The organism is Streptomyces sp. Y2F8-2, from assembly GCF_014905555.1.
GTDB lineage: Bacteria > Actinomycetota > Actinomycetes > Streptomycetales > Streptomycetaceae > Streptomyces > Streptomyces cynarae.
Window position 1 is genome coordinate 300,637 of record NZ_BNGS01000010.1, and the last position, 23,207, is coordinate 323,843.

At 71.5% G+C, this 23,207-nt stretch carries 21 protein-coding genes; 10 read left to right on the plus strand and 11 right to left on the minus strand.

Translation table 11 applies throughout. From position 1 onward, the window contains the following. The first annotated feature begins 130 nt into the window (after positions 1-130). From SY2F82_RS30585 to folE, 5 genes are all read left to right on the plus strand, one after another. The gene (locus SY2F82_RS30585) at positions 131-1,264 is read left to right on the plus strand and encodes a zinc-dependent metalloprotease (protein WP_200422387.1); all 1,134 of its coding nucleotides are present in this window, start codon (positions 131-133) and stop codon (positions 1,262-1,264) included. A gap of 204 nt (positions 1,265-1,468) precedes the next feature. Next, complete coding sequence (gene tilS, locus SY2F82_RS30590; RefSeq protein WP_200422388.1) at positions 1,469-2,515, plus strand: tRNA lysidine(34) synthetase TilS; 1,047 nt, start codon at positions 1,469-1,471, stop codon at positions 2,513-2,515. A gap of 230 nt (positions 2,516-2,745) precedes the next feature. Then, positions 2,746-3,306 carry a hypoxanthine phosphoribosyltransferase gene (hpt, locus tag SY2F82_RS30595; protein WP_103840506.1) on the plus strand — a complete coding sequence of 187 codons (561 nt, stop codon included), beginning with the start codon at positions 2,746-2,748 and terminating at the stop codon, positions 3,304-3,306. A 231-nt stretch (positions 3,307-3,537) separates the two neighbouring features. Then, complete coding sequence (ftsH, locus tag SY2F82_RS30600; RefSeq protein ID WP_200422389.1) at positions 3,538-5,565, plus strand: ATP-dependent zinc metalloprotease FtsH; 2,028 nt, start codon at positions 3,538-3,540, stop codon at positions 5,563-5,565. A gap of 135 nt (positions 5,566-5,700) precedes the next feature. Further along, positions 5,701-6,306, plus strand: a complete 606-nt coding sequence (folE, locus tag SY2F82_RS30605; RefSeq protein WP_200422390.1) for a GTP cyclohydrolase I FolE — start codon at positions 5,701-5,703, stop codon at positions 6,304-6,306. Between the two features lie 28 nt (positions 6,307-6,334). On the opposite strand, the gene SY2F82_RS30610 is transcribed toward folE, so the two are convergent. From SY2F82_RS30610 to SY2F82_RS30635, 6 genes are all read right to left on the minus strand, one after another. Next, entirely contained in the window at positions 6,335-6,829 is a 495-nt protein-coding gene (locus SY2F82_RS30610; RefSeq protein ID WP_200422391.1) for a DUF3180 domain-containing protein, read from the minus strand. A 77-nt stretch (positions 6,830-6,906) separates the two neighbouring features. Then, positions 6,907-7,518, minus strand: a complete 612-nt coding sequence (gene folK, locus SY2F82_RS30615) for a 2-amino-4-hydroxy-6-hydroxymethyldihydropteridine diphosphokinase (RefSeq protein ID WP_103840514.1) — start codon at positions 7,516-7,518, stop codon at positions 6,907-6,909. Further along, positions 7,515-7,874: a dihydroneopterin aldolase gene (folB, locus tag SY2F82_RS30620; RefSeq protein WP_200422392.1), complete on the minus strand. Its 360-nt coding sequence runs from the start codon at positions 7,872-7,874 to the stop codon at positions 7,515-7,517. Before folB ends, folK begins: the two co-directional genes overlap by 4 nt. Positions 7,875-8,130: 256 nt before the next feature. After that, positions 8,131-8,631 carry a nuclear transport factor 2 family protein gene (locus tag SY2F82_RS30625; protein WP_200422393.1) on the minus strand — a complete coding sequence of 167 codons (501 nt, stop codon included), beginning with the start codon at positions 8,629-8,631 and terminating at the stop codon, positions 8,131-8,133. Then, a complete protein-coding gene (gene folP / locus SY2F82_RS30630) occupies positions 8,628-9,515 on the minus strand; it encodes a dihydropteroate synthase (protein ID WP_200422394.1) in 888 nt (295 codons plus the stop codon). Before folP ends, SY2F82_RS30625 begins: the two co-directional genes overlap by 4 nt. Before the next feature lie 194 nt (positions 9,516-9,709). Then, positions 9,710-11,548 carry a phosphatidylglycerol lysyltransferase domain-containing protein gene (locus SY2F82_RS30635; RefSeq protein ID WP_200422395.1) on the minus strand — a complete coding sequence of 613 codons (1,839 nt, stop codon included), beginning with the start codon at positions 11,546-11,548 and terminating at the stop codon, positions 9,710-9,712. Between the two features lie 210 nt (positions 11,549-11,758). On the opposite strand from SY2F82_RS30635, the gene SY2F82_RS30640 reads away from it, so the two are divergent. Continuing rightward, complete coding sequence (locus SY2F82_RS30640) at positions 11,759-12,886, plus strand: alpha/beta hydrolase-fold protein (protein WP_200422396.1); 1,128 nt, start codon at positions 11,759-11,761, stop codon at positions 12,884-12,886. A gap of 384 nt (positions 12,887-13,270) precedes the next feature. Continuing rightward, positions 13,271-14,446 carry a hypothetical protein gene (locus SY2F82_RS30645; RefSeq protein WP_200422397.1) on the plus strand — a complete coding sequence of 392 codons (1,176 nt, stop codon included), beginning with the start codon at positions 13,271-13,273 and terminating at the stop codon, positions 14,444-14,446. A gap of 106 nt (positions 14,447-14,552) precedes the next feature. Here SY2F82_RS30645 and SY2F82_RS30650 read toward each other — a convergent pair whose 3' ends face one another. Together SY2F82_RS30650 and SY2F82_RS30655 are read right to left on the minus strand one after the other, a co-directional pair. Next, on the minus strand, positions 14,553-15,884 hold the full coding sequence (locus tag SY2F82_RS30650; protein ID WP_200422398.1) for a PH domain-containing protein: 1,332 nt from the start codon (positions 15,882-15,884) through the stop codon (positions 14,553-14,555). Further along, a complete protein-coding gene (locus SY2F82_RS30655) occupies positions 15,881-16,372 on the minus strand; it encodes a PH domain-containing protein (protein WP_200422399.1) in 492 nt (163 codons plus the stop codon). Before SY2F82_RS30655 ends, SY2F82_RS30650 begins: the two co-directional genes overlap by 4 nt. Before the next feature lie 31 nt (positions 16,373-16,403). Here SY2F82_RS30655 and SY2F82_RS30660 point away from each other — a divergent pair, with 31 nt between their 5' ends. Continuing rightward, entirely contained in the window at positions 16,404-17,555 is a 1,152-nt protein-coding gene (locus SY2F82_RS30660) for an NADH-quinone oxidoreductase subunit D (protein ID WP_200422400.1), read from the plus strand. Between the two features lie 114 nt (positions 17,556-17,669). Here SY2F82_RS30660 and SY2F82_RS30665 read toward each other — a convergent pair whose 3' ends face one another. Next, entirely contained in the window at positions 17,670-18,674 is a 1,005-nt protein-coding gene (locus SY2F82_RS30665) for an SAM-dependent methyltransferase (RefSeq protein ID WP_200422401.1), read from the minus strand. Positions 18,675-18,817: 143 nt separating this feature from the next. Here SY2F82_RS30665 and SY2F82_RS30670 point away from each other — a divergent pair, with 143 nt between their 5' ends. Together SY2F82_RS30670 and SY2F82_RS30675 are read left to right on the plus strand one after the other, a co-directional pair. Then, positions 18,818-20,023 carry a sensor histidine kinase gene (locus SY2F82_RS30670; protein WP_200422402.1) on the plus strand — a complete coding sequence of 402 codons (1,206 nt, stop codon included), beginning with the start codon at positions 18,818-18,820 and terminating at the stop codon, positions 20,021-20,023. Between the two features lie 48 nt (positions 20,024-20,071). Beyond that, positions 20,072-20,743, plus strand: a complete 672-nt coding sequence (locus SY2F82_RS30675) for a response regulator transcription factor (RefSeq protein WP_200422403.1) — start codon at positions 20,072-20,074, stop codon at positions 20,741-20,743. 40 nt (positions 20,744-20,783) lie between these two features. On the opposite strand, the gene SY2F82_RS30680 is transcribed toward SY2F82_RS30675, so the two are convergent. Both SY2F82_RS30680 and SY2F82_RS30685 read right to left on the minus strand, forming a co-directional pair. Further along, positions 20,784-21,890, minus strand: a complete 1,107-nt coding sequence (locus SY2F82_RS30680; protein WP_200422404.1) for a DUF5937 family protein — start codon at positions 21,888-21,890, stop codon at positions 20,784-20,786. Between the two features lie 54 nt (positions 21,891-21,944). Next, a complete protein-coding gene (locus SY2F82_RS30685) occupies positions 21,945-23,165 on the minus strand; it encodes a low specificity L-threonine aldolase (RefSeq protein WP_200422405.1) in 1,221 nt (406 codons plus the stop codon). Between the last annotated feature and the right edge of the window lie 42 nt (positions 23,166-23,207).

Sequence of the window (23,207 nt, forward strand, 5' to 3'; positions counted from 1 at the left end):
CGTCCTGCCGAGCAGTTCGGGGGAGGGTGGGCACAGCCCACCCCCACCGGGCACGGCCCGACCAAGGCGCAGCCCCGGCCGAGCTCTTTCGACCCTGCCCCCGGCGGCAGTGCTCACGTACCGTTGACACATGACGAGCATCGGTGGTGCCGGATCTCCTGGGATGGTCGACTGGAATCTCGCGGTGGCGACCGCGACCCGGCTCGTGCGGCCGGGCCCCGAAGTGAGCCGCGACGAGGCCCGGGCCGTCGTCGCCGAGCTGCGCCGCCACGCGAAGGCCTCGGAGGAACATGTCCGGGGCTTTACTCGTATGGGTGAAGAGGGTGTGCACGACACCCCGGTCCTCGTCGTCGACCGCCCCGGCTGGGTCCGGGCGAACGTCGCCGGGTTCCGGGAGATCCTCAAGCCCCTCCTCGACAAGATGTCGCAGCGCCGCGGCAGCACGCCCGGCGGGGCCGTCCTCGGCGTCGTCGGCGGCAAGGTCACCGGCGTGGAAGTGGGCATGCTGCTGTCGTTCCTCTCCAGCCGGGTGCTCGGACAGTACGAGACCTTCGCCCCGCCCACCCGCGAGCTGCCCGCGAGCGAGAACGGCGGTGGCCGCCTGCTGCTGGTCGCGCCGAACATCGTCCACGTCGAGCGGGAGCTGGACGTGGACCCGCACGACTTCCGCCTCTGGGTCTGTCTGCACGAGGAGACGCACCGCACGCAGTTCACCGCGGTGCCCTGGCTGCGCGACCACCTGGAGGGCGAGATCCAGGCGTTCCTCGGGGAGACCGACATCGATCCCATGACCGTCCTGGAGCGCATCAGGGAGGCCGTCCAGTCGCTCGCCGGGGGCCGCCCGGAGGGCGAGGAGGGCGACGACGGTCACTCCCTCGTGGAACTCGTGCAGACCCCCGCCCAGCGGGAGATCCTCGCCCGGCTCACCGCGGTGATGTCGCTCCTTGAGGGACACGCCGACTTCGTGATGGACGGCGTCGGACCGGAGGTCGTGCCGAGCGTCGCCGAGATCCGTGAGAAGTTCCAGCAGCGCCGCGCCAGGGGCGCCTCCCGTCTGGACCTGGCCCTGCGCAAGCTGCTGGGCCTGGACGCCAAGCTCAGGCAGTACCGCGACGGCGAGCGGTTCGTGCGGGCGGTCGTCGAGCAGGTCGGCATGGACGGCTTCAACCGTGTGTGGACCTCCCCGAACACCCTCCCGACCAAGGCGGAGATCGCCAAACCGGCGGACTGGGTCGCACGGGTGCACCGCAGGGCGGAATCGTGAACCCGGAGTGAGAGCCATGAATCCGGAGTGAAGTAATCCGGCCGTCGGCAGGTCAACGCTCCGCCAATCACCCTTCCGAGGGACCGTGAGCCTGGGACAGGCGTGCAATGCTCGGGGAACGGCCCGTTTCTGTCACCATCTACACACTCAGAGTGACCGGCTTCGGGCTCACCCCCCGACACAACTTCATGAAGGGAACCGGACATGGGTCCCCATCCCGCGGTCGCGGCGATACGCCTGGCGGTCCGCCGCGTCCTCCACGACATCCTGACCGAGCAGACCGCCGAGCGGCCGAGAGAGCACGTGACGATCGGCCGTCCGCCCCACGAGCGCCCGTCCGCGCCGCTCGTGCTCGTGGCGTGCTCGGGCGGCGCCGACTCCATGGCGCTCGCCTCCGCCCTCGCCTTCGAAGCACCCAAGCTCGGCATCTGTGCCGGCGGCATCACCGTCGACCACGGCCTGCAGCCCGGCTCCGACCTGCGCGCCGCCGAGGTCGTCCTGCGCCTGCGCGAGCTGGGCCTGGACCCCGTCGAGTCCGTCGCCGTCACCGTCGGCCGTGGCGGAGGCCCCGAAGCCGCCGCCCGCGACGCACGCTACGCCGCCCTGGACGCCGCGGCGGACCGCCTCGGCGCGACCGCGATCCTCCTCGGGCACACCCGCGACGACCAGGCCGAGACCGTCCTGCTGGGCCTCGCCCGCGGCTCCGGCATCCGCTCCCTGTCCGGGATGGCCGCGGTCTCTGGGTCCGGCGGCCGCTACCGCCGCCCCTTCCTCCACATCGACCGGCAGACCGCCCGCAAGGCCTGCATGACCCAGTCGCTGCCCGTCTGGGACGACCCCCACAACACCGACCCGGCCTACACCCGCTCCCGGCTCCGCCACGAGGGCCTGCCCGCCCTGGAGAAGGCGCTCGGCAAAGGCGTCGTCGAAGCCCTCGCCCGCACGGCGCAGCTCTCCCGCGACGACGCCGACGCCCTCGACGCCTGGGCCAGCCAGGCCGAGGCCTCCGTCCGCGACGCCTCCGGGCTCCTGGAGTGCGCCAAGCTCTACGCCCTGCCTCCCGCCGTCCGCCGCCGCATCCTGCGCCGCGCCGCCATCGAGGCGGGCGCCCCGGCCGGGTCCCTCTTCGCCCGGCACATCGAGGAGGTCGACCGGCTGATCACCGGCTGGCGGGGTCAGGGGGCCATCAATCTCCCGGGCAAAGTCGTCGCTCAGCGGCAGGGTGGCAGACTGGTGATTCGGCAAGGCTGAGAACACGCCCCCTGCGGGAGGCGCCCGGCCGCCCCTCGGGGGGTCGGTCAGCCACGCGGGCGGGCCAAGGGGCGCGCCGCTGTCGCGAGCAAGAGCGCGGGCAGGCCGCGAGGGCAGTAGCCGCCATGCGGCTGCCGCCGCGCGGGTGACCGGCCGCGGTCGGCCCTCGACGGCGGCACGGCGCCACCGGACGCGCGCGAGCAATCGAAGCGGCGGGACGACCGAAAGTGATGCGGGTGGACGCGAAAGACATGGGTGCCGACCTCAAGCAGGTGCTCATCACCAAGGAAGAGATCGACGCGAAGCTGGCTGAGCTGGCCGCGAAGATCGACGCGGAGTACGCGGGCAAGGACCTGCTGATCGTCGGCGTTCTCAAGGGCGCGGTGATGGTCATGGCCGACCTCGCCCGGGCGCTGTCCACCCCCGTCACGATGGACTGGATGGCCGTGTCCTCCTACGGCGCGGGAACGCAGTCCTCCGGCGTCGTGCGGATCCTCAAGGACCTCGACACCGACATCAAGGGCAAGCACGTCCTGATCGTCGAGGACATCATCGACTCCGGGCTGACCCTGTCCTGGCTGATCTCCAACCTCGGCTCCCGCGAGCCCGAGTCGCTGAAGGTGTGCACGTTGCTGCGCAAGCCGGACGCCGCCAAGGTCGCCATCGACGTTGAATGGGTCGGATTCGACATTCCGAACGAATTTGTCGTGGGCTACGGTCTCGACTACGCGGAGAAGTACCGCAACCTCCCGTTCGTCGGTACTCTCGCGCCCCACGTCTACGGCGGCTGAACCCTCCGTGGCCCGGCGCGCCCGGCCGCCCGCGCGGCGGCCGGGCGCGCGGATTCCGGTCTTTGTAAGACGTTCGGGAACCACAACGGGTTTCGCGCCGTTGGAGATGCGTGGGCGGTATTGCCGGTAGTCCCCTGCGGCTGAGGGTGGCGATCCTGGGGTACCGTCGGAAGAACTGTTTTTATCAAACTCACTATGGCAGGAGGGACGGGGCGGCACCGCTCCGTATGGATGGACGTGAAGCGATACTTCCGTGGGCCGGTCATGTGGATCGTGCTGGCCGTCCTTGCCGTGGTCGTGTTGATGCAGGTCGTCGGCTCTTCAGGCGGCTACAAAACGGTGGACACCGGCAAGGTCGTCCAGGCGATCAATGACAACAGGGTCGACTCGGCCAAGCTGACCACCGGCGACGAGCAGGTCATCAAGGTCTCGCTCAAGGACGGCGTCAAGGTCGACGGCAGCTCCAAGATCCAGGCGAGCTACATCGGCGACCAGGGTGTGACCCTGGCCAACACCCTGCAGGACAAGTACCAGAACAAGCAGATCCCGAAGGGCTACACGGTCTCGCCGTCCAAGCAGAACCCCTTCGTCGGCATCCTGCTCTCCCTGTTGCCCTTCGTCCTGATCGTGGTCGTCTTCCTGTTTCTGATGAACCAGATGCAGGGCGGCGGCTCCCGGGTGATGAACTTCGGCAAGTCGAAGGCGAAGCTCATCACCAAGGACACCCCGAAGACGACGTTCTCGGACGTCGCGGGTGCGGACGAGGCGGTCGAGGAGCTCCAGGAGATCAAGGAGTTCCTGCAGGAGCCGGCCAAGTTCCAGGCGGTCGGCGCGAAGATCCCCAAGGGCGTGCTGCTCTACGGCCCGCCGGGTACCGGTAAGACGCTGCTGGCGCGTGCCGTCGCCGGCGAGGCGGGTGTCCCGTTCTACTCGATCTCGGGTTCCGACTTCGTCGAGATGTTCGTCGGTGTCGGTGCCTCCCGGGTCCGTGACCTGTTCGAGCAGGCCAAGGCGAACGCCCCGGCGATCGTCTTCGTCGACGAGATCGACGCGGTCGGCCGCCACCGCGGCGCCGGCCTCGGCGGTGGTCACGACGAGCGCGAGCAGACCCTGAACCAGCTGCTCGTCGAGATGGACGGCTTCGACGTCAAGGGCGGCGTGATCCTCATCGCGGCCACCAACCGCCCCGACATCCTCGACCCGGCCCTCCTGCGTCCCGGCCGCTTCGACCGTCAGATCGCGGTCGACCGCCCGGACATGCAGGGCCGTCTGGAGATCCTCAAGGTCCACCAGAAGGGCAAGCCGGTCGCCCCGGACGTCGATCTGTCGGCCGTCGCCCGCCGCACCCCCGGCATGACCGGCGCCGACCTCGCCAACGTCCTGAACGAGGCCGCGCTGCTGACGGCCCGCAGCGACAAGAAGCTGATCGACAACCGGATGCTGGACGAGGCGATCGACCGCGTGGTCGCGGGCCCGCAGAAGCGGACCCGGATCATGTCGGACAAGGAGAAGAAGATCACCGCGTACCACGAGGGCGGCCACGCCCTGGTCGCGGCGGCCTCGCCGAACTCCGACCCGGTCCACAAGATCACGATCCTGTCCCGCGGCCGCGCCCTCGGCTACACGATGGTCCTCCCGGACGAGGACAAGTACTCCACGACCCGCAACGAGATGCTGGACCAGCTGGCCTACATGCTGGGCGGCCGCGCGGCCGAGGAGCTCGTCTTCCACGACCCGACCACCGGTGCCGCCAACGACATCGAGAAGGCCACCAACCTGGCCCGCGCGATGGTCACGCAGTACGGCATGACCGAGCGCCTCGGTGCGATCAAGTTCGGCAGCGACGGCAGCGAGCCGTTCCTCGGCCGTGAGATGTCTCACCAGCGCGACTACTCGGAAGAGGTCGCCGCGCTGGTGGACGAGGAAGTCAAGAAGCTCATCGAGACGGCGCACAACGAGGCCTGGGAGATCCTGGTCGAGAACCGCGACGTCCTCGACAACCTGGTGCTCCAGCTGCTGGAGAAGGAGACGCTGGGCAAGGAGGAGATCGCCGAGATCTTCGCCCCGATCGTCAAGCGCCCGCCGCGGCCCGCCTGGACCGGTTCCTCGCGCCGCACGCCGTCCACCCGCCCGCCGGTGCTCTCCCCCAAGGAGCTCGCACTGACGAACGGGGCGAACGGCGCGACGCCGGCGATCGCGAACGCCGCGGAGTCCGTCTCCTCCACGGAGGCGTCTCCGGAGGACCGCCGCGAGAGCTGAACACGGGTCCCACCGGCCCCGGAATTTCGGCCGCGCCCCCCAGGGTTCTAGCCTGGGGGGCGCGGCCGGTTTTGGTAGGGCCGCGGATGAGACGCGCGACCCGTGCGCGTCACAGGCGCAGGAACGAGGCACCACATGACCGACCCGGTGACGCTGAACGGCGAGAGCACGATCGGCGAGTTCGACGAGAAGCGTGCGGAGAACGCCGTGAGGGAGTTGCTCATCGCGGTCGGGGAGGATCCGGACCGAGAGGGGCTGCGGGAGACCCCGGGCAGGGTGGCGCGGGCGTACCGGGAGCTTCTGGCCGGGCTCAGGCAGGAGCCCGAGGACGTACTGACGACGACGTTCGATCTGGGCCACGACGAGATGGTCCTGGTCAAGGACATCGAGATCGTCTCCCTCTGCGAGCACCACCTGCTGCCGTTCCACGGTGTCGCCCATGTCGGCTACATCCCGGCCGAGAGCGGAAAGATCACCGGCCTGTCGAAGCTGGCGCGTCTCGTCGAGGTGTTCGCTCGCCGGCCGCAGGTGCAGGAACGACTCACCACGCAGATCGCCGACTCGCTCATGCGCCTACTCGAGGCCCGGGGCGCCATCGTCGTCATCGAGGCCGAGCACATGTGCATGTCGGTGCGCGGCATCCGCAAGCCGGGCGCCAAGACGACGACGTCGGCCGTGCGCGGCCAGCTGCGGGACGCCACGACACGCGCCGAGGCGATGAGCCTGATACTGGCGCGCTGACCGCCCTCGGCGCCCGTGGCGCCGACCGTCAGGAGACGGGCGCCGTGTTGCCGTCGTTGCCGTTGTGGTCGTCGTCCTCGGGGAGCTTGCAGACCCGCTCCAGGAACAGGGCGGCCGCTATGACCGCGATGCCGGCGACGACCGAGAAGCCGGCGTAGATGGCCTGGTCGCGGCGGGAGGGCAGGTCCAGGGAGCCCAGGAGGAAGACGCCCGTGCCGCCGTACATGCCGGCGACCAGGGACGCGACCAGGGCGCTGGCCTGGCCGAAGACGACCGCGCGGGCCGCCATCAGCGGGTCGACGCCCTTCGCGTCCTGGCGGCGCTCCCGCTGGGCCTTGAGGCGGGCGCGCAGGGAGAGCGCCGTGGCCAGCAGGACCACGGCGATCAGGGCGAGGACGACGGGCGCGGCCAGGGGGACCCGGGGCAGGGTGCCCACGGCGTCCCACAGGCGGGCGCCCGCCCAGGACAGCACTCCGGCCACCACGAACACCGCCACCAGCGTCCTGACGCGCAGCTCTTTCACGATGTCCCTTCGTCGGCCCGGCCGTCGGTCGCACGGGGCGGTGATCCGGGAGGCCCCGGCCCGGTAGACCTTAACGACTACTCGGGCAGCCGGAGTTCCAGGTCGGCACGGGGCGTGACCCCGTGGCGGGTGACGGCGTCGAGCAGGTGTGCCACCGGGCCGCGGCCGGGCAGCTGGGCCTCGGGGTCGAGGTCGTGCCACGGCGCGAGGACGAAGGCCCGCTCGTGGGCGCGCGGGTGGGGCAGCGTGAGCACCGGGTCGTCGGAGACCACGTCGGCGTACGCGACGATGTCCACGTCCAGCGTGCGGGCCCCCCAGCGCTCGTCGCGCACCCGGTGGAAGGCCTCCTCGACGGCGTGCGCCCGCTCCAGCAGGGAGGAGGGGGGCAGGGTCGTCTTCACGACCACCACCGCGTTGAAGTACGCCGGCTGGCTGCCGGGGGCCACGCCCCACGGCTCGGTCTCGTACACCGGCGAGACCGCCTTGACGCGGACGCCCGGCGTGTCCTCCAGGGCGTCTATCGCCCCCTGGAGGTTCTCCAGGCGGTTGCCCAGGTTCGAGCCGATGGAGATCACGGCCCGTTTCGGGTTCTGCAGGGTGGTGTCGGCGGCGTCCACCTTCTCCACGACGGAGGCGGGCACCGGCTGGACGGTCGGGTCGCTCTGACCCCCGGCGAAGAAGGCGGTCATACTCGGCTCCGGGTGATGGTGACGGTCACGTCGTCGAAGGGGACCGTGATCGGGGCGTCCGGCTTGTGGACGCAGACCTCGACCTCCTGGACCGGGGCGTGCTTCAGGCAGGACAGTGCGATGCGCTCCGCGAGCGTCTCGATGAGGTTCACGGGCTCCCCCTCGACCACGGCGACGACCTCCTCGGCCACGACGCCGTAGTGCACCGTCTTCGTCAGATCGTCGTCGGTCGCGGCCGGCCGGGTGTCCACGCCCAGGACGAGATCGACGATGAAGGTCTGGCCCTCCTCGCGCTCCTTGGGGTACACGCCGTGGTGCCCGCGGGCCTTCAGGCCGCGCAGCGCGACACGATCCACGCGAATCACTCCTGCAATCGTCGGTAGCGGCCGATTCTCACCGGGTGCGGACGGTACACCGGCCTCGAACGAATCTACCTGCGAGCAATGACAGCGTCGGCCACGAGGGCGCGCGCCGACAGCACCGGCAGAAAGTTTCGTCGGGCGTTTCCCCTGGGGAACACGGTGGCTCATGGCCAGGTAGCCGCCCATACCCAGGAGTAGGTGATTCCGACCACTTCAGGCCGCCTACCCACTCGCGCGGGCCGTCCACCCCTCAGACGGAGTCGTCCTCCTCGTCGTCACTGGTTTCGGTCAGCACGGGGGAGGCGTGGTGCGACCAGAGCTTCCAGCCGTCGGACGTGCGGCGGAACACGTTCGTGGCGACCACGAGCTGACCGACGAGCGGACCCGGCTCCTCGCCGCCGTCGGGGGACGGGCCGCCGCTGAGGATGTTCTCCGTGCACGTCACGAGGGCGGTGTCGCCGGTCACGGAGACATGGACGTCGGTGAGGAAGAACTGGATGTAGTCGGTGTTCGCCATGATCAGCGCGTACGACCTCAGGACCTCGCCGCGTCCGGTCAGCACGGGCCAGCCGGGGTGGACGCAGGAGACCACGCCGGTGTCGGCCGGGTCGTGGTACTCCTCGTCCACGCCCAGGTCGGAGGGGGTGAGCCAGAGCGAGGACAGCTCCTCGAAGTCGCCCCGCTCCATGGCCTCGTAGAAGGCCGTGTTGGCCTGCTCGACCTGTTCCACGTCGGTGTGGGCGGTGCTCACCGGGCTCCTTCGGGTGTTCCGCTCGTGCGTGCGTCCTCCAGGGCGCGGGCGACGCGTACGGCGTCCGCCGTCGCGCGCACCTCGTGCACGCGCACGGCCCAGGCGCCGGCGTGCGCGGCGAGTGCGGAGACGGCGGCCGTGGCGGCGTCGCGCTCCCGTGCGGGCGGGGGTGCGCCCTCGGGGCCGGCCAGGACGCGGCCGAGGAACCGTTTGCGGGAGGCGGCCACCAGCAGGGGGTGGCCGAGGCCGAGCAGGCGGTCGAGGCGGGCGAGCAGGGCCAGGTCGTGCTCGGCGTCCTTGGAGAACCCGAGACCGGGGTCGACGACGATGCGGTCCGGGGCGACGCCGCCCTCGAGGACGGCCTCCACGCGCGCGTGCAGCTCGTCCACGACCTCGGTGACGACGTCCTCGTAGACGCCCTTGACGTTGCCGCCCTGGAGGAAGCCGCGCCAGTGCATGACCACGAACGGGGCGCCCGTGGCTGCGACGACCGGGATCATCGCGGGGTCGGCGAGTCCGCCGCTGACGTCGTTGACGAGGGCGGCACCGGCGGCGAGGGCCTGCTCGGCGACGCTGGCGCGCATGGTGTCGACGGAGACCGTGACACCCTCGGAGGCGAGGCCGCGCACGACGGGGATCACCCGCCTCAGCTCCTCCGCCTCGTCGACACGGGTGGCGCCGGGGCGGGTGGACTCCCCGCCGACGTCGACGAGGTCGGCGCCCTCGGAGACCAGGTCGAGGCCGTGCTTGACGGCGACGGTGGTGTCGAACCAGCGGCCGCCGTCGGAGAAGGAGTCGGGGGTGACGTTGACGACCCCCATGACCGCACAGCGGTCCCACACCGGAAGACCGGCCACGCGGCCCCGCCCACTCTTCGTGCTCATACGTTCAGCGTAGGCCCCCGGGACCTGTCTTTCGGATCAGCTCGGCGTCGGGGGCGTGGCAAAGACGGGCCGAGCCACCGCACCCGGCTCCAGGGGCGGGTGACCACCACGGTGGGCCGGCTGCGGCCGGGCTCCGGGGACGGCCTGGTGAGGCCCGGGGGGATCGGGGCCCCGACCGGGCCTGTTGGGGCTTGTCAGGCGCGGCTGGGGGTCCGTACTCCGCGTTCCGCCAAGCCGTGCGCGCACGGGCGCGGTGCCCGGGGCGTGCGGCGCAGGACGCGGGGGAGGGCCAGGTTCACGAAGCCCTCGGCCTGCATGACCGCGAAGCCGATGCGCGGCAGGTCGCGGGTGGAGGCGTACACCATGAAGCGCGGCTCCCAGCGCGGCTGGAACTTGGCGTTGAACTTGTACAGGGACTCGATCTGGAACCAACGGGAGAGGAAGACCAGCAGCCCCCGCCACGCCCGCAGCACGGGCCCCGCACCGATCTTCTCGCCGCGGGCCAGCGCCGAGCGGAACATCGCGAAGTTCAGCGAGACGTGCTCGATGCCGAACTTCGGGGCGGCCTGGAGCGCGGCCACGATCAGCAGTTCGTTCATGCCCGGGTCGGCCGAGCGGTCGCGGCGCATCAGGTCCAGGGAGGCCCCGTCCGTGCCCCAGGGGACGAAGTGCAGGACGGCCTTGAGGTCGCCGTAAGGTCCCGCCTCGGCGTCGGCCTTGTGGGCCGTCGCGATCAGGCAGTCACCGTCGGCCGGGTCCCCGACACGGCCGAGCGCCATGGAGAAGCCGCGCTCGGTGTCCGTACCGCGCCAGTCCTCGGCCGCCCGTCGTATGCGCTCCAACTCGCCCTCGCCGAGGTCACGGATGCGCCGTACCCGGGTTTCGTAACCGGCGCGCTCGATGCGCTTCACCATCTGGCGCACGTTGCGCATCGCGCGCCCGGAGAGGGAGAAATCCTTGACGTCCACCACCGCCTCGTCACCCAGTTCGAGGGCGTCCAGGCCGGTCTCGCGGGTCCACACCTCGCCGCCCGTCTCCGAGCAGCCCACGACCGCGGGCGTCCAGGAGTGCACCCTGGCCTCGTCCATGAACCGCTCGATGGCGCCCGGCCACGCCTCCACGTCGCCGATCGGGTCGCCGCTCGCCAGCATCACGCCCGACACGACGCGGTACGTCACCGCCGCCTTGCCGCTCGGTGAGAAGACGACCGCCTTGTCGCGACGGAGTGCGAAGTGGCCGAGGGAGTCACGACTGCCGTGCTTGTCCAGCAGGGCGCGCAGCCGTTCCTCGTCCTCCTCGGTGAGCTGGGCGGCCGGGTGTTCGGGCCGGAACGCCAGGTAGATCGTGGTGATCGCGGTGATCAGACCGAGCGCGCCGAGCGAGAAGCCCACCGTCCAGGAGGTGTTGCCGGTGTAGTCGACCGGGCCCTCGAAGCCGAACAGGCCGTACAGGACGTGCTCGAGGCGGTCGGACAGGCTCGGGTCGCCGACCATGCGGTGCGCGTGGACGCTGACGATGACCAGGCCCAGACCCACGGAACCGGCGCCCATGAGGATGAAGTTGGCCAGTGCGCGCCAGCGGCTGCGCGGGTCGGGCAGGGCCGCGAACTCGCTTCGGTGGCGCAGCAGCGGCACCAGCAGGGCCACCGCGATGAGCACGCCGATGAGCGAGTGGCGGTAGACGTACTCCGACACGGCGCCCGCCGGAAGGAGCAGTACCGCGGCGCGCCACGCCCGGCGCTTGCGCCGGCGCAGCCCGTGGGCCAGGAGCAGCAACAGGACGCCCGCGCTCAGGGACAGGGCCGCGGCGAAGGGCCCGAACGAGCCGGGCAGCACCTCGGCCATGCGGTGCATACGGCTGTGCCGGAAGCGGGGGAACACGCCACCGGCGATGTCCAGGACTCCCACGAGGGTGCAGGCCCTGGCGATCAGCGTGGGCACGGCCTCCGGACGCGGGCCGCGGAGTATGCGTCGCACCACACGTGATCGCTCCGGAACCTCACCAGACTTTTCCCCATCTATCCTGACAGACATCGCATCCCGTAGTTCTGCGAGAGACCTTGAGCCCGGTGCCGATCGGGGCATCCGGCGACATTGCGCCCTCTAGGACGGTGTCTCGGGGAGAGAGGTTCACTCCCCATCACAAAGCTGGTTCAAAGCCGATGGAAAGTCTGGGGCAAGGGCCGGCGAAACCGCGGGGGCGGGCCCCGCGGCCGTATGGAAAGCGCAGGCAGGAAAGAGCCCATGGGTCTCACGAGCAACAAGGTGCTGGCGCTGGCGATTGTGTTCGCCGTGCTGCTGTTCGTCGGCACGGTGTGGTACTGGCCACGTCTGGCACGACGGAACTGGCGGGCCGTCAGTGGACGGGTCGGTCTGCTGTTCGCCACTCAGTTGTCGATCTTCGCGTCCCTCGGGCTGTTCGCCAACCAGACCTTCGGCTTCTACGCCAGTTGGGCGGATCTGCTCGGCCAGGAGAACGAGCAGGGCGTGGTCCTCGCCGGTGGCACCGCGGGGTCGGGCGGCGGGCCCCTCCAGGTCATGGGCACCCAGACGGTGCCCGTGCCGGGCGGCGGGAAGCCGCAGATCGGCGGCCAGATCCAGAAGGTCGCCATAACGGGGAGTGGCTCCCACATCGCCACATCGGCACTGGTGTACCTGCCGCCCGAGTACTTCCAGCCGCAGTACCGCGCGAGGACGTTCCCGGTGACCGTCGTCCTCACGGGCTACCCGGGGACGACCGCGGCGCTCGTCAAGGGGCTGCACTACCCGCAGACGGCGCAGGACTTGGCCAAGAAGGGCAAGATGCAGCCGATGATCCTGGTGATGATGCGCCCGACCGTCGCGCCGCCGCGGGACACGGAATGCGCGGACATCCCGGGTGGACCGCAGACGGAGACGTTCTTCGGGAAGGACCTCCCCTACGCGGTCCGGTCCCACTACCGGGTGGGACCGATCCCCTACGGCTGGGGCATCATCGGCGACTCCACGGGAGGCTACTGCGCGCTGAAGATGGCGATGCACCACCCGCTCACGTACGCCGCCGGGGCGGGTCTGTCGCCGTACTACAAGGCGGCGGTCGACCCGACCACGGGCGACCTGTTCGGCGGGAAGAAGGACCTGGAGAACCGCGCCGACCTGATGTGGTGCATCAAGCACCTGAAGGCTCCCGACACTTCACTGCTCGTCACGAGCAGCAAGGCCGGCGAGAAGGACTACAAGTCCACGCTCCAGTTCATAGACGCGGTGAAGGCCAGGAAGTCGACCCGGATCTCGTCGATCATCCTCGACAGCGGCGGCCACAACTTCAACACCTGGCGGCGCGAGATCCCGGCCGCGTTGCAGTGGTTGAGCGGGCGGCTCAGCGACCGCTGAGCGGCCGAATAGGCGGCGGCTCGGACGGGAATTCCGCGCAATCCCAAGACGGGCGGGTCGAGCTCACCTGACTCGCTTTCGGGCGCGGGAGCCCGGGCGGGAGATCGGGATCACGGCCTCCCGATGAATGATCTTGAAAGTGGGTCCCGGCGGCCCCGGGAAGACGACTGCCGTGCCACGGGAAGGGCCTGGCAGGGCGGTCGATACCTGCCCCCGGGACCACTGGCAAGATCGTCGGCGTATCGGCGCCGAAGGGAATCGCGCGGATTCGCAAGCCGCCTGTTCCCATTCCGATGGCGGTGGGACTGTGTGAACGTTGCGGTGTGGCCGCATTTTTACCGGGCGTGGCACCATCATTCGCCTACGCGCGGTAAGTTTCTGGCCATGCCACGTGGACGTCACCGTCATTCCCCACCCTTGCACAGGCTGTTGCCTCCTTCGGTGATCGCAGGCGTCTCGGTCGTCTGCGCCGTGGGGCCCTGGTTGTTCACGGAGCCGCTGGTGCTCCGTGTGCTGGCCGCAGGTGCCGCGGTCACGACGATCCTGGGCTCGGTCGTCATGCGCCGCTGGGATCTGGCCGCGGGCAAACGCGTCGCCGACCTCACGCGCGCGCGGGCGAGCGACGAATGGCGTCACGAGGAGCGTGTCGCCGAGCTGGAGACCGACCTCGAGGAGTCGCGCGAACTGCGCGCCAAACTGGAGCAGAGGCTCCGCGCCAAGCGCACGGAACTGGCCAATCTCCGCAACGAGCACGCCGCCCTGCTGCGGCGGTACGCCACAGCGGAGACGGAGCGCGCCAGCGCCCTGGAGGGCCGCCGCCGGCTGGCGATCGAGGCCGCGCCCGCTGCGCCGGAGCTGTCCGCGCCGGTCGCTGAGGCGCCCGCCACCGAGCCGGCCGGGGACGCCGGGCCGGCGCCGTCCGCGCCCCGGGCGTTCTCCCCGGAGGGACCGGCGCTCTTCGCGGCGGCCAACGAGGCGCTGGCACGGCTTGCCCGGGGCGGTGCCGCGGGCGTGGCCGAAGAGCCTGACGCCGACGCCGGGGCGGCGAGCGGGAAGGACTCCCCGACGAAGGACGGCCCGGATGACGACGGCGGCGAGCGCGCCTCCGCCGACCCCGACGCCTCCGACGCCCAGGAGGCCCCCGAGGCCGGCACCGGGGCGGAGACCGAGGGCGAGCCGGCCGCCGAGCAGGAGCACCCGGCCGCCTCGACGGAACAGCAGCCCCAGCCCCCCGCCGCCCAGTCGGCCCACACCACCGGCCACTTCACGGTGCCGACCGCCGTGGCCGTCGTACCGTCGGCCCCGCGTCCGCGCCCGGCCGTCGAGGGCGGGTTCGACTTCTTCGGCACCAAGTCACGGCAGAGCCTGGAGTCCGTGCAGAACGAGGACCTCGCGGACGTCGTCGGCCAGGAGGCACTCGCGGTGCACAAGGCGGAGTCCGAGTCCGGCTTCAAGTCCGCGGACCCCGAGGCGCGCGCCGTCGGACAGGTCATCGACCTGACGGCGCACGACGAGACCGAGCGGATCGACGTGCAGGGGCTGCGGACCGCGGCCTCCTGAACCCGCCAGGGCGTGATGAGGGGCGGCGGCACACCAGTGCCGCCGCCCCCACGTCGTCACGTGCTCACTCCTCACGTCGTCCCTCGTCACGTGGTGGCGCTGTCGCCTACGAGGCCATCCACCGGTCCGGCCGCGCGTCCCGCCGCCCCGTGCGCGACCGGTCCGCCTGCGCGTACAACAGCGCCGCCGCCTCCTCGGCGTCCCTGAGGCGCGCAGTGACCGTCTTGTTCGCGCCGGTGTCCAGGTGCACGTCGGCGACCCGCCACAGCCGCTGCCACGGCCCCTGCGTCAGCCGTGCGCTCTGCACCTTGGCGTGCGGGACGAGGGACAGGGTGCGCCGCAGCAGGCCACCCCGGGCGGCGAACACCGTCTCGGTGACGGCCAGTCCCTGGCCGCGCCACCACACCGGCAGGCAGCGGGCCGCGCGCCGCGGCGGCCGGGACGGGGAGGTCGGCACCGCCACCCCGGGCAGTACCCGGGCGATCACCGACTCGGCGGCCGCGCGCGGGGCGACCGGCACCAGCACCGAGTTGGACGAGCCCGCCACGTCCAGTTCGACCCGGACCCAACCGCGCCTCCGCCACAGCAGCGGCTCCACGATCCGTACGCCCTGCACGCGCCCCGGCGGCACCGTCTCGTGCGACCGGTCCAGCAGCCCGTGGTCGATACGGAGCCCGTCCGGCGACTCGCCCACCGTCCAGTCGTACGCGCGCACGAAACGCCCCGCCGACCTGGTGGCCGCGCCGCCGATCAACGGCACCCCGGCGGCCAGCACCGCCCCCATGCTGTGCGTGCCGAGCCACACCAGCGCCGGCACGACCAGGGCGCCAAGCAGCGAGCCCCAGGTGGCGCCGATGAGGAGGAGCGAGACGGCCAGGTCGCCCGGCGGCACGTGCAGCAGCCGCCGTACCGGCGCCTCGCCGACCTCGTGCGCCGTCTCGGGGGCGAAGCCGGCCGCGCGGGCGAGGAGCTCGGCCCGCAGCGCCCGCGCCTCCCCCTGGCCGAGATAGGCCAGTTCGTCCTTCTTGTGGGTGCCGACGACATCCAGCTTCAGCTTGGCGACACCCGCTAGGCGGGCCAGCATCGGCTGGCTCACGTCGACGGCCTGCAGCCGGTCCAGACGGATGTGCGCGGTACGGCGGAAGAGCAGGCCCGTGCGGATGCGCAGTTCGGTGTCGGTCACCGAGAAGTGCGTGAACCACCAGCTGAGGAAGCCGTACAGGGCGGCGGCCGGCACCAGGACCGCGAGCCCGGTGAGGAGCGCGGTCGCCGTCAGCTTCGCCAGCTGCTCCTGGGCCTGGTTCGGGTCGTGCACGGCCCAGCCGACGACCACGGCGACCGGCGCCCAGGCGCGCCGCAGCGGGGTCACCGGATGCAGCCGCCGCTCGGCACCTCGCTGCCCCTCGGGTATGCCGGGCTGTGCCCCGCTGTCGCTCACAGCCCCGCCGATCGGGCCTCGCCCAGCTCGGTCAGCCGGTCCCGCAGCCGCTCCGCCTCGGCCGGATGCAGCCCCGGGATCCTGGCGTCCGTCGCGGCGGCGGCCGTGTGCAGCTGGACGCTCGCCAGCCCGAAGTGCCGTTCGACGGGACCGGAGGTCACCTCCACGAGCTGCATGCGGCCGTACGGCACCACCGTCTCCTCCCGCCACAGCACGCCCCGGCTTATCAGCAGGTCGTCGGCGCGCTCGGCGTACCGCCAGGAGCGCCAGTTGCGGCCGAGCAGCACCCAGCCCCAGGCCAGCCCGGCCAGCGGCAGCAGTGCGAACAGCGCCCACACCGGCCCGGCCAGCAGCCCCGGCAGCAGCGCCACCACAACGGTCCCCAGCCCCAGCCACACCACCAGCAGCATCCGCCGCATCCTCAGCAGCCCCGGTGGCAGACCTGTCCAGAGGGGCTCCCCGTCCGTCTTCACCGTCCCCGTTTCCATGGCGCAAGCGTACGTACGAGACACTGTGTCCATGACTCCTACGACGGAGACCATGGTCGGGATCGGCGGCGCCGCGGAGAGCACCGACATGGTGCTCAACATCGGGCCCCAGCACCCGTCCACGCACGGTGTGCTGCGGCTGAAGCTGGTGCTGGACGGCGAGCGGATCAGGCACGCGGAGCCGGTCATCGGCTATATGCACCGCGGTGCGGAGAAGCTGTTCGAGGCGCGCGACTACCGCCAGATCATCATGCTGGCCAACCGCCACGACTGGCTCTCCGCCTTCTCCAACGAGCTGGGCGTGGTCCTCGCCGTCGAGCGGATGCTCGGCATGGAGGTGCCCGAGCGCGCCGTCTGGATGCGCACGCTGCTCGCGGAGCTGAACCGGGTCCTGAACCACCTGATGTTCCTCGGCTCCTATCCGCTGGAGCTGGGCGGCATCACGCCGGTGTTCTACGCGTTCCAGGAGCGCGAGGAGCTGCAGAACGTCATGGAGGAGATCTCCGGCGGCCGCATGCACTACATGTTCAACCGGGTCGGCGGGCTCAAGGAGGACCTTCCGGCCGGATGGACCGCACGCGCGCGTACCGCCGTCCGTGACGTGCGCTCCCGAATGGACCGGTTCGACGACCTGGTGCTCGGTAACGAGATCTTCCGGGGGCGCACCCGGGGCGTGGGCGTCCTCGCGCCGGAGACCGTGCACGCGTACGGCGTCAGCGGGCCGATCGCGCGCGGGTCCGGTGTGGATTTCGACCTGCGCCGGGACGAGCCGTACCTGGCCTACGGGGAACTCCAGGACACCCTCAGGGTCGTCACCCGGCAGGAGGGCGACTGCCTGGCCCGCTTCGAGTGCCTGCTGGAGCAGACGCACAACGCGCTGGACCTGGCCGACGCGTGCCTGGACCGGCTGGCCGAGTTGCCGCCCGGGCCGGTCAACCAGCGCCTGCCCAAGGTGCTCAAAGCGCCCGAGGGCCACACCTACGCCTGGACCGAGAACCCGCTCGGCATCAACGGCTACTACCTGGTCAGCAAGGGCGACAAGACCCCGTACCGGCTCAAGCTCCGCTCGGCCTCGTACAACAACATCCAGGCGCTGACCGAGCTGCTGCCGGGCACGCTGGTCGCGGACATGGTGGCGATCCTGGGGTCGATGTTCTTCGTGGTCGGGGACATCGACAAGTAGCTTCCCGAGCCGTTCGAGGCCGTCGAGGCCTTCCGGCCGTTCGAGGCCTCCCGGCCGCCGAGCCCCGTGGCCGTCGAGCCCTTTGAGCCTTCGTGGCCTACGAGCTTTCGTGGCCTACGAGCCTTCGAGTCCTGCCAGGGCCGCCTCCGGGATGCCCACGGGCTGGAGCAGCCAGCCGAAGTCGCCGAGGCCGCCGGGCGCGGTGAGTTCGGCGGCGGCTCCGGCGTGCGCGAGGGCGCGTACGTACGCGGTGGGGTCGGTGGAGGCGAGGGTGAGCGGGGGGCGTGCGCCGGTGATCCCGAGGGCTCGCAGCGAGTCACGCTGGGTCAGCAGGCGTGCCCCCGGCAGGGCGCACGCGTCCAGGGCCACATGCGCCGTGATGTCGCAGGAGCCGTCCGGCACGGGAGCGCACTCCCGGCCCGCGCGGAACCCGGTGAGCGTCCCGAACGGCGGCCGGGCCTCCGCCCTGTGCGCGTAGTCGACGGCGACGGCCAGCCCGCGGTCCACGGTGGCGACCGCGGCGGCCCACGCGCTGTCCCGCGGCGCGCCGATCTCGGCCCTGGCCCCTTCGGCGGACAGCGGCCACCAGCGCTCCAGCCACGCGGCCTCCGTTCCCGTGACCGGCTCCCCGAGCCGCTCCGTCCCGTCCCGCCGGACCAGGACCAGCCGGGGCACACCGTCGGCGTCCGCCTCCGCGACCTCGACCGGCACGTTGTCCAGCCACTCGTTCGCGAACAGCAGCCCGGTGATCTTCTCCGGTGGCTCGGCCAGCCACTCGATCCCGGGATCCAGGCCCCGGGGCCTGCCGGCGACCTCCACGGCGCACGCGCGCGTGCGGGCGGCCACGTCCCCGGGCAGCGCGTCCAGGACTCCGGCGACCAGTTCGCCCCGCCCCGCCGCCATGTCCACGAAGGTCAGCTCGGCCGGCCGCCCCAGCGCCTCGTCGACCAGGCACAGCAGCCGGGCCACGGCCACGGCGAACAGCGGCGAGGCGTGCACGGACGTGCGGAAGTGCGCGGCGGGTCCCTCGGGCCGCCGGTAGAACCCGTCCGCCCCGTACAGCGCCTCCTCAGCCGCCGCCCGCCATCCCCGCCACTCACCGCTCAGCCGCTGGTCCACGGGGTCAGGCTAGGCGCATCTTCGCCAGGCATCTCCGACCAAGGGGTGCCGGCAGGTATCCACCTTGCGGAGTACGTGTGTCCGTCACGGATCGGTCCTCCGGTTGACCCCCGCACCCTGCGCGTTTCCCTACTCTGGGTTACGTGCAGCGCCTCTATGACTTCCTCCGCAGGCATCCCACCTGGGTCGACAGTTTCTGGGCCGTCGTCCTGTTCGGGCTCTCCTGCGTGAGTCTGACGAATCTCAACGGGGCGCCGGACCACCACGGATCGCTCCCGGTCGGGCTCGCCGTCTCCGCCGTGCTCTGCCTCGTCGTCGCGCTGCGCCGCCGTATGCCCGAGAAGATGCTGATCGTCGCCGCCGGCATGGGCCTGGCCCAGCTGGTCCTGGACGAGCAGTCGATGATCGCCGACTTCGCCATGCTGGTGATCATCTACACGGTCGCCGCTCTGGGCGCCCGCTGGGCCTCCCGCGTGGGCCTGATCGCCGGCCTGAGCGCGGGCACCCTGGCCACGATCCGCTGGCCGGAGCACCACTCCGGCGCCCTCGGCAACATCGCGATAGCCGTCTTCCAGACCGTGCCCTTCGCGCTCGCCTGGGTCCTCGGCGACTCCCTGCGCACCCGGCGCGCCTACTTCGCCCAGCTGGAGGAGCGTGCCGCCCGGCTCGAGAAGGAGCGCGAGGCGCAGGCCAAGGTCGCGGTCGCCGCCGAGCGCGCCCGTATCGCCCGCGAGCTGCACGACGTGGTCGCACACAACGTCTCGGTGATGGTGGTGCAGGCCGACGGCGCCGCCTACGTCCTCGACACCGCCCCCGACCAGGCGAAGAAGGCCCTGGAGACGATCTCCACCACCGGCCGTCAGGCGCTCGCCGAGATGCGCCGTCTGCTCGGCGTGCTGCGCACCGGCGAGCACAAGGAGGAGGGCGAGTACGTCCCGCAGCCCGACGTCGAACAGATCGACGAGCTGGTCGAGCAGTGCCGCAGCTCGGGCCTGCCCGTCGACTTCAAGGTGGAGGGCACCCCGCGCCCGCTGCCCAGCGGCGTGGAGCTGACCGCGTACCGCATCGTGCAGGAGGCGCTCACCAACACCCGCAAGCACGGGGGGCCGGGCGCGGGCGCCAGCGTGCGCCTGGTGTACTTCGACGACGGCCTCGGACTGCTCGTCGAGGACGACGGCAAGGGCGCCCCGCACGAGCTCTACGAGGAGGGCGGCCTCGACGGCCAGGGCCACGGTCTGATCGGCATGCGGGAGCGCGTCGGCATGGTCGGCGGAACCCTGGACGCGGGCCCCCGCCCAGGAGGAGGCTTCCGCATCAGTGCCCTGCTTCCGCTGAAACCGGCCCACTGACACGTGCCCGCCCCAGCCCGCCCGACACCCGACCGGAGGACCCCCGCCATGCCGATCCGCGTGATGCTCGTCGACGACCAGGTGCTGCTGCGCACCGGGTTCCGGATGGTGCTGGACGCCCAGCCGGACATGGAGGTCGTCGCGGAGGCGGGTGACGGCGTGGAGGCCCTTCAGGTGCTGCGTTCGACCGAGGTCGACGTGGTGCTGATGGACGTGCGCATGCCGAAGCTGGACGGCGTGGAGGCGACCCGCCGTATCTGTGCGGACCCGAACCCGCCCAAGGTGCTGATCCTCACCACGTTCGACCTCGACGAGTACGCGTTCTCGGGGCTGAAGGCGGGCGCCTCCGGCTTCATGCTCAAGGACGTGCCGCCCGGCGAACTGCTCGCCGCCATCCGCGCCGTGCACAGCGGCGACGCGGTGGTCGCGCCGTCCACGACCCGTCGCCTGCTCGACCGGTTCGCACCGATGCTGCCGGGCGGCAGCACCGAGCCACGGCACAAGGAGCTGGACCGGCTCACCGACCGCGAGCGCGAGGTCATGGTGCTGGTGGCCCAGGGCCTGTCCAACGGCGAGATCGCGGCCCGGCTGGTGCTGTCCGAGGCGACCGTGAAGACCCATGTGGGTCGCATCCTGACCAAACTGGGGCTCAGGGACCGGGTACAGGTGGTCGTCCTCGCCTACGAGACGGGGCTCGTCCGGGCGGGCGGGCACGGCTGAGCCACCACTGAGCTGCGGCCGGCCCCGGGCCGGTGCGCGCCTACCTGAGGATGCCCTCCAGGAAGTCGCTGCCGAGCCGGGCCACCGCCGTGACGTCCATCTGGTGCAGGACGTACCGGCCGCGGCGGCGGGTGGTGATCAGACCGGCCTTCTTCAGGACGCCCAGGTGCCGGGATATCTCGGGGGCGGTCATCCCGTGCGCCTGCGCCAGCTCGCTCGTCGTGTACGCGCTGCGGGCCAGATGGCGGCAGATGCGCATTCTCACCGGGTGGGACAGGGCGGTCATCCGCAGGGTCAGCTGCTCCAGCGAGGGCGGCGCCGACAGCTCGGGCGACGCCACCGGGTAGTGCAGCACGGGCTGCCAGCCATGGCGGTGAAGGACCATCAGATGCGGCCAGCCGAGGCTCGTCGGGACGAGCAGCAGGCCGCCGTCCCCGGTGGTGGTGCGGCCCTCACCGAGCTTGTCCACGAGGATCCTGGCCTTCGTCTCGTCCAGCGTCACGGCGGGCGAAACGGCCGCCAGCGCCTCCGCCAGACCCTTGCGCCGCAGCAGGTCCGTCTTGTGGCGGGCGTCCGCGGCGAGCTGGTGGCGCAGCCGGGACCAGGCGTCGGCGAAGAACGCCTCGTCGCAGTCCTGGAGGAACTGCCGCAGCCAGGCCCGAGTGCGCGGTGGGTCGGCCAGCAGCCGCTCGGTGAAGCGCAGTTGGCGAGGTCCTCGCGCGGCGGCCAGCTCCAGGGCGCGCCCCCGTAGCCCGGCGTCCGAGAGCGCCGTCGGGCCGGGCGTGCTGTAGCACGTGGCGCAGGTGAACTCCAGGGCCGCGTCCACGAACTGCTCGTCGCTGAGCTTGTCCAGCAGGTCCATGTCCTCGGTGAGGGTGGCACCGGGGAGGGCCGCGCGGCCCGGGATGCCCGCGTAGGGCAGGAACAGGTCCGAGAACGTGGTCCGCCACAGGAAGTCGGCCTCGCACATCCGGTCGGCCAGGTGCGGGTCGAGCCGGGCTGTCACGCCCGTCACCCATCCCTGAAGGCCCGGATGGTGCCCCGGCTCGGCCAGTGCGTGCAGCGCCATGCTGAGCTCGGCCAGGGGAGAGGGCACGACGGAAACCCTCTCCGGCCGCAGCCCGCTGATGTCGATGTCCACGCTCATGGCCTCATGGTGCACCCCGCCACTGACAGAGCCGCCCTTGTTTGACGGAGGCCGTCAAACGGACGCGTCGACACCCGGGAGCCGCTCCACGAACTCCACCGCCGCCTTCTTCACGTCGTCCGCCGTCCACTCCAGGGCGGCGGCGCGTACGTAGACCTCGGTGAAGGCCAGGCCCGGACCGCCGCGGTCCCAGGGGTTGGCGAACAGGAGCGTCCCCGTCTCCTCGCCTTGGCGGACGGCGGCCTGAGCGAGGACGTCCGTGTCGTACGGCAGCCAGACCTGGAACTCGTGGGTGTGCGGCGGGTCGGGGTGCACCCGCGCCCACGGCAGTCCCGCCGCCGCGAACCCCTCGCGCAGGGCGGCGGCGACCACGCGCGCGTGGCGCACGTACTCCGGCAGCCGGGGCAGTTCCCGCTCCAGTCCCGCCAGGGCCGACAGCACCGTCGGGAACTGCTGGAAGACCGCGCCGCCGTAGCGGTGCCGCCAGGTTTTCGCCTCGTCGACGAGGGTCCTGGGGCCCGCGAGCGCCGCGCCGCCGTACCCGTCGAGAGATTTGTAGAACGACACGTAGACGCTGTCCGCGAGGCCCGCGATCTCCTCCAGCGGACGGTCGAAGTGGACCGTGGTCTCCCATAGGCGCGCGCCGTCGAAGTGCACCACCGCGTCGCGCTCGTGCGCCGCTTCGACGAGCTCGGTGAGCTCCTCGAAGGAGGGCAGGACGAAACCGGCGTCCCTGAGGGGCAGCTCGAGCATCAGCGCCCCGAAGGGTTCCTCGAAGTCGCGCACCTCCTCGGCGGTCGGCAGCCGGGGCTCGCTCGTCACGCGCACCGGGCGCAACCCGCTGACCTCGCTGAACGCCTTCCGCTCGTGCACCTCGGGGTGGGCGAGCGCATGCAGGGCCACCGTCCGGTCGCCGGTGCGGCCGGCCCAGCAGCGCAGCGCCACCTGCTGGGCCATGGTCCCGGTCGGGAAGAAGGCGGCGGCCTCCTTGCCCAGCAGCCCGGCGACCTTCTCCTCCAGCGCCTCGACGATCCCCGTGCCGTACATGTCCCCGGCCTGGTCCAGGTCGTGCAGGCCCTCCGCGCCGTCGAGCAGTGCAAGCCGCTCCCGCAGCGTCCCCAGGAACCCCGGCCGCGCCAGCACGCGCCCCGCGCCCCGGTAGGCGGCGATCCGGCGTTCCCGCAGCCGTCGCCGCAGCTCCTCGGGTGACTCCGCCGTGTCTTCCCCGCCCTCCCGAGCCGGCTCTCCGGCGACCTGTTCAGCCGTTCGCGCCATGTCCCCCTCCGCCCTCGTCCTCATCCCGGGATCATCCCGCGC